The organism is Pseudomonas sp. JL27(2026) (assembly GCF_056933555.1).
Window position 1 is genome coordinate 4,500,730 of the sequence record NZ_CM167794.1, and the last position, 11,884, is coordinate 4,512,613.

13 protein-coding genes are annotated in these 11,884 nt (G+C 57.3%); 3 read left to right on the forward strand and 10 right to left on the reverse strand.

All coding sequences use genetic code 11. The features are described from left to right. Positions 1-72: 72 nt before the first annotated feature. From ruvC to AC1Z1G_RS20510, 6 genes are all read right to left on the reverse strand, one after another. Positions 73-597 carry a crossover junction endodeoxyribonuclease RuvC gene (ruvC, locus tag AC1Z1G_RS20485; RefSeq protein WP_008147379.1) on the reverse strand — a complete coding sequence of 175 codons (525 nt, stop codon included), beginning with the start codon at positions 595-597 and terminating at the stop codon, positions 73-75. 157 nt (positions 598-754) lie between these two features. Continuing rightward, positions 755-1,501: a YebC/PmpR family DNA-binding transcriptional regulator gene (locus AC1Z1G_RS20490; protein WP_347901651.1), complete on the reverse strand. Its 747-nt coding sequence runs from the start codon at positions 1,499-1,501 to the stop codon at positions 755-757. Positions 1,502-1,632: 131 nt separating this feature from the next. Next, positions 1,633-3,408 (reverse strand): aspartate--tRNA ligase, encoded by a 1,776-nt coding sequence (aspS, locus tag AC1Z1G_RS20495; protein WP_483622167.1) that lies wholly within the window; start codon positions 3,406-3,408, stop codon positions 1,633-1,635. A gap of 108 nt (positions 3,409-3,516) precedes the next feature. Then, positions 3,517-3,738, reverse strand: coding sequence for an FmdB family zinc ribbon protein (locus tag AC1Z1G_RS20500; protein ID WP_010457489.1), 222 nt, complete (start codon positions 3,736-3,738; stop codon positions 3,517-3,519). A gap of 124 nt (positions 3,739-3,862) precedes the next feature. Beyond that, positions 3,863-4,195: a ribbon-helix-helix domain-containing protein gene (locus AC1Z1G_RS20505; RefSeq protein ID WP_483622171.1), complete on the reverse strand. Its 333-nt coding sequence runs from the start codon at positions 4,193-4,195 to the stop codon at positions 3,863-3,865. A 393-nt stretch (positions 4,196-4,588) separates the two neighbouring features. Then, positions 4,589-5,062 (reverse strand): Dps family protein, encoded by a 474-nt coding sequence (locus AC1Z1G_RS20510; protein WP_483622173.1) that lies wholly within the window; start codon positions 5,060-5,062, stop codon positions 4,589-4,591. Between the two features lie 432 nt (positions 5,063-5,494). On the opposite strand from AC1Z1G_RS20510, the gene AC1Z1G_RS20515 reads away from it, so the two are divergent. Further along, the gene (locus tag AC1Z1G_RS20515; protein ID WP_483622175.1) at positions 5,495-6,097 is read left to right on the forward strand and encodes a cold-shock protein; all 603 of its coding nucleotides are present in this window, start codon (positions 5,495-5,497) and stop codon (positions 6,095-6,097) included. A gap of 82 nt (positions 6,098-6,179) precedes the next feature. Here the strand turns inward: AC1Z1G_RS20515 and AC1Z1G_RS20520 are convergent, their stop codons facing one another. Both AC1Z1G_RS20520 and AC1Z1G_RS20525 read right to left on the reverse strand, forming a co-directional pair. Then, positions 6,180-6,386 carry a SlyX family protein gene (locus AC1Z1G_RS20520; RefSeq protein WP_483622177.1) on the reverse strand — a complete coding sequence of 69 codons (207 nt, stop codon included), beginning with the start codon at positions 6,384-6,386 and terminating at the stop codon, positions 6,180-6,182. A 3-nt stretch (positions 6,387-6,389) separates the two neighbouring features. Continuing rightward, a complete protein-coding gene (locus AC1Z1G_RS20525) occupies positions 6,390-6,815 on the reverse strand; it encodes an HIT family protein (RefSeq protein WP_483622179.1) in 426 nt (141 codons plus the stop codon). A gap of 921 nt (positions 6,816-7,736) precedes the next feature. Here AC1Z1G_RS20525 and AC1Z1G_RS20530 point away from each other — a divergent pair. After that, a complete protein-coding gene (locus tag AC1Z1G_RS20530) occupies positions 7,737-9,074 on the forward strand; it encodes an OprD family porin (protein ID WP_483622181.1) in 1,338 nt (445 codons plus the stop codon). A 274-nt stretch (positions 9,075-9,348) separates the two neighbouring features. On the opposite strand, the gene AC1Z1G_RS20535 is transcribed toward AC1Z1G_RS20530, so the two are convergent. Beyond that, the gene (locus AC1Z1G_RS20535; protein ID WP_483622183.1) at positions 9,349-10,188 is read right to left on the reverse strand and encodes a mechanosensitive ion channel family protein; all 840 of its coding nucleotides are present in this window, start codon (positions 10,186-10,188) and stop codon (positions 9,349-9,351) included. A 133-nt stretch (positions 10,189-10,321) separates the two neighbouring features. Next, on the reverse strand, positions 10,322-10,807 hold the full coding sequence (locus tag AC1Z1G_RS20540) for a YajQ family cyclic di-GMP-binding protein (RefSeq protein ID WP_060539637.1): 486 nt from the start codon (positions 10,805-10,807) through the stop codon (positions 10,322-10,324). A 143-nt stretch (positions 10,808-10,950) separates the two neighbouring features. On the opposite strand from AC1Z1G_RS20540, the gene AC1Z1G_RS20545 reads away from it, so the two are divergent. After that, entirely contained in the window at positions 10,951-11,868 is a 918-nt protein-coding gene (locus AC1Z1G_RS20545; RefSeq protein ID WP_483622185.1) for a putative 2-dehydropantoate 2-reductase, read from the forward strand. Positions 11,869-11,884 lie beyond the last annotated feature (16 nt).

Here is an 11,884-nt window from a genome sequence, read left to right on the forward strand (position 1 = left end):
ATTGAGCGTGGTGGCCGACAGGACAGGCGCAAAACGCTCAGCGAACAAAATGAGTGGGCTGATGCTATCAGATCAGAGGCGAAGGCGACCGCCACGACTGCGTGCTGTCCCTAGGCCATGGGGTAACAGACTGGAGCGGGTGTGGGCATGGCAAATGGCGATAGCCAGGGCGTCCGAGGCATCGATTTGCGGTTTACTGGTCAGTTTCAGCATGTGCATGACCATCATCTGCACCTGCTCTTTATTCGCCGCGCCGGTTCCGGTCACAGCTTGTTTCACTTGAGTTGCCGTGTACTCGGCGATTTCCAGGCTTTCTTCGGCACCCGCAACAATGGCGGCACCGCGTGCCTGCCCCAGCTTGAGGGCAGAATCGGCGTTACGCGCCATGAAGACCTTTTCAATGCCCATGGTCACCGGGCCGTAGGTCTGGATGACTTCCCGCACGCCGCGATAGACGATTTGCAGACGTTCGTGCAACTCGCCGGAGCCGGTACGAATGCAGCCAGAGGCCACGTACACGCAGCCACGACCGGTATCGCGGACCACGCCATAGCCGGTAATGCGCGAACCGGGGTCGATGCCAAGAATTAAAGTCATAACGCCTGCGGGTTAAGTAAAAACACGATATTCAATACACGAATAACAAATGTGGGAGCGAGCCTGCTCGCGAAAGCGGTTTCATATTCAGCAACGATGCTGCCTGAAAATCCGCGTTCGCGAGCAGGCTCGCTCCCACTCTGGATCTTAGTCGCCCTTAACCGAGCTGTTCAGCCACCGACTCGGGAATGTCCGCGTTGGAGTAGACATTCTGCACGTCATCCAGGTCTTCGAGCATGTCTATCAGCTTGAGCACCTTCTGCGCACCGTCCAGGTCCAGCTCGGCACTGGTGGTCGGCAGCATGACGATTTCCGCGTCATCAGCCTTGAAACCGGCAGCTTCCAGCGCATTGCGCACGGTGTAGAAACCGGCGAACGAGGTGAATACGTCAATGGAACCGTCTTCGTGGGTCACCACGTCATCGGCGTCGGCTTCCATGGCTGCTTCCATCAGCGCGTCTTCGTCAACGCCCGGCGCGAAGGAAATCTGCCCCTTGCGCTCAAACAGGTACGCCACCGAACCGTCGGTCCCCAGGTTGCCACCGCACTTGCTGAACGCATGACGCACCGCTGCGGCGGTACGGTTGCGGTTGTCGGTCATGCATTCAACCATCACCGCCACGCCACCCGGGCCATAACCTTCGTAGCTCAGTTCGACCATGTCATCGGTGTCGGCCGCGCCAGCGCCACGGGCCACTGCGCGATCAATGATGTCACGACTCATGTTGGCGCCAAGGGCTTTGTCCAGCGCCAGACGCAAACGCGGGTTGGAACCCGGATCACCGCCACCCTGACGGGCCGCGACAGTCAGCTCACGAATCCACTTGGTGAAAATCTTGCCCTTCTTGGCATCCTGACGTTCTTTGCGGTGCTTGATGTTCGCCCACTTGGAATGACCCGCCATAACACTCGCTCCGAATTCTCTTTAAAACAACTCTCTATAAAAAAATGCCCGCACACCCATGAAGGCGAGCGGGCAACAAAATCTGCTCTGATGCAGTGACGCATCGAGTGATGCGCCACTGTGATCAAGCCTTACTCAGCCTTTGGCTGTTCGCGCAGACGAATGTGCAGCTCACGCAGTGCCTTGGCATCCACCAGGCCTGGAGCCTGGGTCATGACGCACGCAGCGCTCTGGGTTTTCGGGAACGCGATCACTTCACGGATCGACTGGGCGCCGGTCATCAGCATGACCAGACGGTCCAGGCCGAAAGCCAGGCCACCGTGAGGCGGCGCGCCGTATTTCAGGGCGTCGAGCAGGAAGCCGAATTTCTCTTCCTGTTCCGCTTCGCTGATGCCCAGCAGACGGAACACCGACTGTTGCATCTCTTTGCGGTGGATACGGATCGAACCGCCACCCAGCTCGGTGCCGTTCAATACCATGTCGTAGGCACGGGACAGAGCGGTCGCCGGGTTGGCTTCAAGCTCTTGCGGGGTGCACTTCGGCGCGGTGAACGGGTGGTGCAAGGCAGTGAAGCTGCCGTCGTCGTTCTCTTCGAACATCGGGAAATCGACAACCCACATCGGTGCCCATTCGCAGGTCAGCAGGTTCAGGTCGTTACCGACCTTGATCCGCAGCGCGCCCAGGGCTTCGCTGACGATCTTGGCTTTGTCGGCACCGAAGAACACGATGTCGCCGTCAACCGCACCAACACGATCCAGGATCACATTGAGGTTGGCTTCCGGGATGTTCTTGACGATTGGAGACTGCAGGCCTTCAACACCTTTGGCGCGCTCGTTGACCTTGATGTACGCCAGGCCCTTGGCACCGTAGATGCCGACGAACTTGGTGTAGTCGTCGATCTTGCTGCGCGGCATGCTCGCCCCACCCGGGACGCGCAGTGCGGCGATACGGCTTTTAGGGTCGTTGGCCGGGCCGCTGAACACCTTGAAGTCGACTTCCTTGAGCTGGTCGGCCACGTCCACCAGTTCCAGCGGGTTACGCAGGTCCGGCTTGTCGGAACCGTAACGACGCATGGCCTCTTCCCAGGTCATGTGCGGGAAATCACCGAATTCCAGATCCAGCACTTCCTTGAACAGGTTGCGGATCATGCCTTCGGTCAGGCCCATGATGTCTTTTTCATCGAGGAAGCTGGTTTCGATGTCGATCTGGGTGAACTCCGGCTGGCGGTCGGCACGCAGGTCTTCGTCACGGAAGCATTTGGCGATCTGATAGTAACGATCAAAACCGGCCACCATCAGCAGTTGCTTGAACAACTGCGGCGATTGCGGCAGTGCAAAGAAGCTACCTGCGTGAGTACGGCTCGGCACCAGATAGTCACGCGCGCCTTCCGGGGTAGCACGGGTCAGGATCGGTGTTTCAACGTCCAGGAAGCCGTTTTCGTCCAGGTAGCGACGGATGCTGGTGGTCATGCGCGAACGCAGGCGCAGCTTCTCGAGCATTTCCGGACGACGCAGGTCGATGAAGCGATAACGCAGGCGCGTCTCTTCGCCAACATCAGAGAACTCGTTGAGCGGGAACGGCGGGGTTTCCGCTTCGTTCAGCACTTCCAGCTCGTAGCCCAGGACTTCGATCATGCCCGAAGCCATGTTCGCGTTGCCGGCACCGGCTGGACGCAGGCGTACCTTGCCGGTGACCTTGACCACGTATTCGCTGCGCACACGGTCGGCAGCGGCGAAGGTTTCAGCGCGATCCGGGTCGAACACCACTTGGGCCAGACCATCACGATCACGGATATCGAGGAAAATCACCCCGCCGTGGTCACGACGACGGTGGACCCATCCGCAAAGGGTAATTTCCTGACCTTCCAGGCTTTCGTTCAGTTGGCCGCAATAATGGCTGCGCATCATGGTAGTGGTTTCACTTCTCGTAATTCGAAATTCGATGGGAGGCCTTGCCGCACCACCGCACCTGAATAAGGCGCCTGATGATGCAAGAACTCGCGCGTAGAGTTCAACTTAGTCAGCTTTGTCGCCGCCGGCCAGATTCTTCTTCGAACCGGTTTTGAAATCGGTTTCGTACCAACCGGTACCGCTGAGGCGGAAACCCGGCATGGAGAGCATCTTTTTCAGTTCAGGCGCCTGGCATGCAGGGCAGTCGACCAGCGGTGCTGCGCTGATCTTTTGAATGGCTTCCAACTGATGACCACAGGAAGCACATTGATAGTCGTACATCGGCATGGGGTTGTCTCGGCGCTCGGATGATTACCGCGCAAACCTCGGGCCTGGCGGCAAAGAGCGCGATTATATCCATTAAATGCAGCCTGTGCAGCCGTATGACAGCGCAGGCTGGAACTCGGCCCGGTTACGAGGCGCAGGCGCCCTCTTTCAAGCTGTGCACGACGCAGACAACACGCACCAGGCCGCTGAAATTCTTCACGCCGCCGTGGCGCAAATGGACCTCGCGGTCAACATAGGAGAGCAACGCACTGACCGAGCAACAATTGACCCTGGCCATGTCGCCGAGAATGTCCCAATAGACTTGCTCAAGCCTGAGGCACGTGGCAAAACCATTCAGGCGCACCGACCTGGACAATGGCCGGGCCAGGCCCATATCGAACTCCCTGACAAACGGATCTACCTTTATATCGTGAAATCGGGCGATATCCTTCGCCCCCCTGCTTACTTCCTGAATCATCCCACTGACACTCCTTTGCCATACTTGCTTTCAATAAGAGCAACAATCTGTCTCCATATAAAAGCGTAACCAGATAGTTATATCCAGATGACTTTATGACCATCAACGTAGGACAAGCCAACAACAGCGGGACGACCCTTTGCGCCGTCCTACACTTCCATTGTTTTTTGCATAACGTTATTACGAATTTGGTGACTCAGTATTTAATAATCAAATTGCCACTATCCAAAAGACAACTTCCGGGGCCTGACGATACGCCAGCGACAATCCAGCCTCGAAGAAGAAGGTGCCATCAATGACTATAAATAGAAGCAAGAGTTCAATGCACCCTCGACCGCCCTCGCCGGGCGGGGACACGGGCAGCCCCCTCAGGAAGCCGCCCGCGAAATGACGTTATGAGTGATCCAGCAGCGAGCGCAGCATCCATGCGGTTTTTTCATGTACTTGCATACGCTGCGTCAACAGATCGGCAGTAGGCTCGTCACTGACTTTATCCAGCAACGGGAAGATCCCGCGCGCCGTCCGGGTGACGGCCTCCTGCCCCTGGACAAGTTGTTTGATCATATCCTCGGCACTGGGCACACCCTCTTCTTCCTTGATAGAAGAAAGTCGAGCGTAAACAGAATAGGCACCCGGCGCCGGAAACCCCAGTGCACGAATCCGCTCGGCGATCAAGTCTACTGCCAGCGCCAGTTCGTTATATTGCTCTTCGAACATCAAGTGCAGCGTCCGGAACATCGGACCTGTCACGTTCCAGTGGAAGTTATGGGTCTTCAGATAAAGCACATACGTATCCGACAACAGACGCGAAAGTCCGTCGACAATGGACTTGCGATCTTCTTCGCTGATACCGATATCAATTGCCATGTTTATCTCCTTGATGCGATGGAATTCATCCCACGGGGGCAGGACCACTCTAGCAAGACCCGACGCACCTGACAGCCGCCCCTGACTCTTCGCGCTGCGACAAAAGCGCCACCGTCCGGCACCACCACCAAAGACTCTCCCCCTGCCCCTGAAAACCTCCAAGCCTCCAGAAAAACCGCCTTGATCGTCTAGATCAAGGCTTTGCAGCAACACTTACATCAGGCCCCGGCCTGGCAACGCATCACACCCAATCAGCTGATTTGAGAAGCCACAGGCTTTGCTGTTAAATAGGCAGTGTGTCGCTGTCGCCTATTTCTGCGGCGCAGCGCATAGGCTGATACCCGGTACGTGCCCAACGCCTCCCATTGTTCAGAAGCGAACCGTACCCCGTCAGCTCTTCCTTGCGATCCGTCTTAACGTGAGTTAATCAAAATGTTGAAAATCGTCCACCTGCTAATGGGCGCAGCTGCCCTGCTGCTGTCCTTCATCCCTAGCCTGCGATCCGAAGCCGCTCCTTACCTGCAACAACCTGACGCGCTGTACCTGGCGTTCTTCGGCTTGCTCAACCTGACCCTTGCTCCGGTTATCCCTTACTGGAACAAAGGCCCTCGTCATCAACTGCAAAACCTGGTCAGTGCCCTGCTGGTGCTGGCGGTTGTCCTGCAAACCCTGACATTGCTGGCACCAATGCCGGTGATTGGCGGCCAACCGGCTGTCCTGCTGAGCCTCATCGTTGCCCTGACCGCCGTTCTTCTGCACCTGGCCGTCAGCTTCTACAAATCGTCACCTGCTGCTGCTCCACAAAACTACGACATGACCAACCGCGATACCGGCACCGTCAAGTGGTTCAACACCTCTAAAGGTTTCGGTTTCATTTCCCGCGACTCCGGCGACGATATTTTCGTGCACTTCCGGGCGATCCGGGGCGAAGGGCACCGCGTTCTGGTCGAAGGCCAGCGTGTGGAGTTCTCGGTCATGAACCGTGACAAAGGCCTGCAAGCCGAAGACGTGATTGCGGCCCTGCCGCGCCGCTGATTCAAGTCGCAAAAAAACCGCGATGCAGCCTGGCTGCTCGCGGTTTTTTTATTGCCTGCACATTGGCTAAATACCAACAGCCTCAGTAGTGCGGTGGCGGAGCTTCTTCTTCGAACGATTCGAACTGCCCGACCATTTCCTCCTGACGCTTGAGCAGTGCCGCCATTTGCAGCTGCAAACGCTCGACAACACGTTGTTGGGCCACCAACACATCATTCAGCGCCTGGATGGTGTCATCCTGAAACGCCAAACGGCTTTCCAGCTCCATGACTCGCTCTTCAAGGCTCATGCTTCAGCCCTCCAGAAAGTTGAAATCGACGGTCAACACCAAGCGCAACCGCTCGCGAATCACCGCAACCTGTTCGCCCGTGTAGGGTTTGGCCGCAAGTTTGCCCCAGACCGGTGCCGGCCATGCCGCATCGTCACGTTTGCGCACAATCACATGCATGTGCAACTGACTCACCACATTGCCCAACGTCGCGACGTTCAGCTTGTCGGCGTCGAACGAGTCCTTGAGCATTTCAGCCAGGGCCGTGGTTTCCTGCCACAACTGCTGCTGATCAGCCGCATCGAGTTGAAACAGCTCGCTGATGTCCTCACGACGAGGCACCAGGATGAACCAGGGGTAATTCGAATCGTTGGACAGCAGCAACCGGCACAAGGGGAAGTCCCCAATCGGCAACGTGTCTTGTTGAAGCCGTGGATCTAAAGCGAACACCGTGCACACTCCCGCTCAGCTCATCAAAATTCAGCTTAGCGCTCAGCCGGCACGGCTGCCCACCAAGCGACAGGCGCGCAGCATACCTTCGAATGCCTGTGCATTCACGGCCAACAGCCTCGGCAGAACCTGCGACAACACGCTTAAGGCGACGCTGCACGCTTGCACGCCCCTCATTGAGACACTTCCAGGCTCACTGCCCACAGACAGAGCCATCAGCACAAAATCTGCCACCTCGTGACCGCAACTCACTGATTCGTCTGATATAGCGACGCTATGCATTCGTCGGCCGCGCACAATCTTGTAATTTTTTTGCACCAAAACCGCACATCGCGTCTACGCTCAATGCGTCAGGCATCCGCCAACTACTCACTTTTCAGGGTGGACCGGTAACGTTTTGAATTATTTGGCCGATTATCCAACCGGCAACACCAGGAAAGCCTTGGCGTCAAGCTCAAACCAGAGCACCGCGAAGCACCCGGTTTTACGAGGCCTTTACAGTTTTATCCGGTGAACATGAAAAAAACGTCAACGATTCATTACTTTGTGCACGCTTGTTGCATTCATACACACATGACCTGAAGGAAACGTCGCTGGAAGCGAACGCCTTCAGGCAAAAAACAGAGGCAGGGTTGCCCGACGGAGATCGAGTGCTGGGACAGGGAAACTTTTTATCAATGCTCAAGCCTTGAAAAACAGTACTGAAGTTGTCAGCCCGTATTGCACCGGATTGTGGATTTACGACCTGAGTCAAGCCAATTGCGACAGGGCCGTAAAGAAGCTGAAAGGATAGATAGGCAAGTATCGCCAACATTGTCAGCGTGATATAAGTTTGCGCCGACACAAAAAGAAAGAGCCGCCCAGATAATAAAACAGGTGGGACGGCAGTACTCTTCCTAAAAACCAAAGGAGCAAATCACGATGCGCGTGATGAAGTGGAGCATGATCGCACTGGCTGTTTCAGCAGGCACCTCGCAGTTCGCAATCGCGTCCTCCCAGGACGACGCCAAGGGCTTTATCGAAGATAGTAGCCTGAAAGCCAAGACTCGCCTTGAGTACATGAACCGTGACTTCAAGAACGGTGCAGGTAACCATCAGCGCGCTGACGGTACTTTCAAGAGCGGCTACCGTCAGGACACCGGCCTCAGCGAACTGCTCAACTACGAATCCGGCTTCACTCAAGGCACCGTAGGTTTCGGTCTTGATGCTTACGCCATGGGCGTCATCAAACTGGACGGCGGCGCGGGTCGCTCGGGCAACGGCCTGGCTGCCAACAACAGCCGCGGCGAACCTGAAGACACTTCCTCGGCAGTAGGCGGCGCAGTCAAATTCCGCGTTTCCGACACTGTGCTGAAGTACGGCAACCAGTTCGTTGCCAGCCCGGTCTTCTCGACAGACGACAGCCGTCTGCTGCCAGAAGTTGCTACCGGCACCTTGATTACCAGCAAGGAAATCAAAGGCCTGGAGCTGAGTGCAGGTCGTTTCACCGCCATGCGCTCCCAGACCGGTCAGTACAATGACAGCATCAACGGTCGCGACAGCAGTGGCCGTAAGAACCAGGGTCTGACCTCCGCGAACATCGCTGGCGCGACCTATCAGTTCACCGACAACCTGGTGGGCGGTGTTGCTGCTTCCGATGTTGAAGACCACTTCAAGAAGCAGTACCTCAACCTGAACTACACCATTCCGGTCACCGAAGGTCAGGCACTGAACTTCGACCTGAACGCGTACAAAAGTGAAGATGACGGCCAGAAGCGTTCCGGCATCATCGACAACAAGGTATGGAGCCTCGCGGCAGCCTACTCCATCGGCGCGCACAAGTTCACCCTTGCTCACCAGCAGTCGAGCGGCAAAACCGGCTACGTCTACGGTGTAGACGGCGGCGGTACTGTGTTCCTGGCCAACTCCGTGCAAATCTCCGACTTCGTCGGCGAAGACGAGAAGTCCTGGCAGGCTCGCTACGACCTGAACATGGCTTCCTACGGCGTGCCTGGCCTGAGCTTCATGACTCGCTACGTCAAGGGCGACAACGTGACCACTCACGTTGATGGCGCTCGCACCGGCGCTTCTGCTGGCGAAGGCAAGGAACACGAATTCGACTTCGAAGCCAAGTACGTGGTCCAGGAAGGCCCGGCCAAGGATCTGTCCCTGCGCCTGCGTAACGCGATCTACCGTTCGACCAGCAACTACTCCGCCTCGAACTACAACGACCTGAACGACACCCGTCTGATCGTCGAGTACCCACTGAACATCTTGTAATTGTTCAGTCGTTCGATAGCGTCATAGCACTGCGCTCTAACAAAAAGCCGCTCACCTTATTCAGGTGAGCGGCTTTTTTGTGTCCGTATGTATGACGGTGCCTTCAAGTTAATTGATAGCACGCTAACAACATACGCACTTCATCTCGACAATGGCCGATACCCTTCACACACGTGATCAATACGCAGGGAAGAGTAAACACCCAAGAGGCTTATCGCCCCTTGAGTTCACCACCGATACTTGACCGAACAGCCAAGTAATGGAAACAACACCGTCAGGCCGTTGCTTCTTGAACCACGCGAATAACCCGTTGCGGAAACGGAATATCAATACCCGCCGCTTTCAAGCGGTCGCGGGAATGTTCATTGAACTGGAACATCACGTCCCAATAATCCGCCGTCTTCACCCACACCCGCAGGGAAAGGGTGATCGAACTGTCGCCCAGCATCGACACCACCGCCACGGGCGCAGGCTCGGCCAGCACGCGCTCATCCCTGGCCAGGTCCAGCAGCACTTCACGGGCCTTTTGCAGGTCGGCCTCGTAGTTCACGCCCACGTCAAACACCACCTTACGGGTCGGCTGACGGTTGTGGTTGGTGATGATGCCGTTGGACAGATTGCCGTTGGGCACGATGACCGTCTTGTTGTCACCGGTGCGCAGCAAGGTATGGAAGATCTGGATGCTATCGACCGTACCGGTGATGCCCTGCGCTTCGATCACGTCGCCAATGCGGAACGGACGAAACAGCAAAATCAGCACGCCACCGGCAAAGTTCGCCAGGCTGCCTTGCAAGGCCAGGCCGATGGCCAGGCCGGCAGCACCAATCGCTGCTACAAATGAAGTGGTTTCGACACCAATCATCGAAGCCACGCTGACGATCAGCAGGACCTTGAGAATGATGTTCGCCAGGCTGCTGATAAACCCTTGCAACGCCTGATCGGCGTTACGCAGGGCCAGCAGTTTGCCAACCTTGTGCGTCAGCTTGTTGATCAGCCACCAGCCAATGGCCAGGGTGAGCACTGCCAGCAGCACCCGGCTGCCGTATTCCATGATCATTGGAATCCACGCCTGGGACGCCTTGACCAGGTTGTCTACTTCAGCATTCAAATCCATTCCACTCTCCTGATTCCGGGTACCCGGCTTGTAAAAACTGAACGGCAGAAAGACCGGGCCGATGGGGCTCGCTCATTTCTGCCGTTGCTGGGGCCTGGGACGTCAATAATGCCCGCAGGTTCCCTCAGATCGATCAGTCGCGGAAGTTATTGAACTGCAGCGGCATGCCGAACTCTTTGGCGCGCAGGGCCGCAATGGCTTCCTGCAAGTCATCGCGCTTCTTGCCGGTGATACGCACCTGCTCGCCCTGAATGGCGGCCTGAACCTTGAGCTTGGCGTCCTTGACGTGGGCGACGATCTTTTTCGCCATCTCTTTGTCGATGCCTTCCTTGAGCACAGCTTCCTGCTTCATCAGCTTGCCCGAGGCGAAGGCGTCTTTCACTTCCAGGCACTGCACGTCGATCTTGCGCTTGACCAGGGCCAGCTTGAGGATCTCGATCATTGCTTCAAGCTGGAAGTCGGCCTCGGCGGTCAGGTTGACGGTCAGGTCCTTCTCCTTGAACTCGAAGCTGCCTTTGCCTTTCAAGTCATAACGACGGTCGAGTTCCTTGACGGCGTTCTCGACCGCGTTGGTGACTTCGTGTTTGTCCAGTTCGGATACCACGTCGAACGACGGCATGTAATCTCTCCAATAAAAAAGGGTGCGCTCGATAGAGATGGAGCACACCTGGCTTGCGGTTAAAATCCGCGCTGATTATAACGGGTCTTTCTCATTCGAAGCGGCGAGCCTCACATGCACCTGACAATCCGAGTAAAAAGCTGATGTCGACCACCTGGCATGTCCTCGGCGCCGGCAGCCTCGGCACCCTCTGGGCCACGCGCCTGGCACGGGCAGGGCTCCCGGTAAAACTGATCCTGCGCGACGCCGCGCGATTGCAGGCCTATCAGGCGACAGGCGGACTCACACTGGTCGAACAGGGCGAAGCACGCGTGTACGCCGTGCCCGGCGAAACCTTCGACAGTGTCGAGCCGATCAAGCGCTTGCTGGTGGCTTGCAAGGCCTACGACGCGCAAACCGCCGTCGCCCAACTGGCGTCGCGCCTCACACCCGATGCCGAGCTGGTGTTGCTGCAAAACGGCCTCGGCAGCCAGGAGGCGGTAGCGGCGCAGGTGCCACAAGCGCGCTGTATCTTTGCCTCCAGCACCGAGGGCGCGTTTCGCGACGGAGACTGGCGCGTGGTGTTCGCCGGCCACGGTTACACCTGGCTGGGCGACGCCAGCCACCCTGTCGCGCCATTCTGGCTGGATGACCTGAGCGCCGCCGGCATTCCCCATGAATGGACCCCGGACATCCTCACGCGCCTGTGGCGCAAGCTCGCGCTCAATTGCGCAATCAACCCGCTGACCGTGCTGCACGACTGCCGCAACGGCGGCTTGCAGCAGCATCATTGCGAAGTCGCGACCTTGTGCGCCGAACTGACCGAGTTGCTGGAACAATGCGGTCAACCCGCCGCCGCGCAGGACCTGCAACAGGAAGTCGAACGGGTGATCCAGGCGACAGCGGCCAATTACTCCTCGATGTACCAGGACGTCGCCAACCAGCGCCGGACCGAGATCAGCTACTTGCTGGGGCACGCCTGCACGGTCGCGTCGAGGCATCAACTGGTGCTGCCGCACCTTGCCCAGCTGCAACAGCGCCTGATCGCCCACTTGCACACACGCGGATTGCCCAGCGACTGAGCAGCGGCTACGCTGC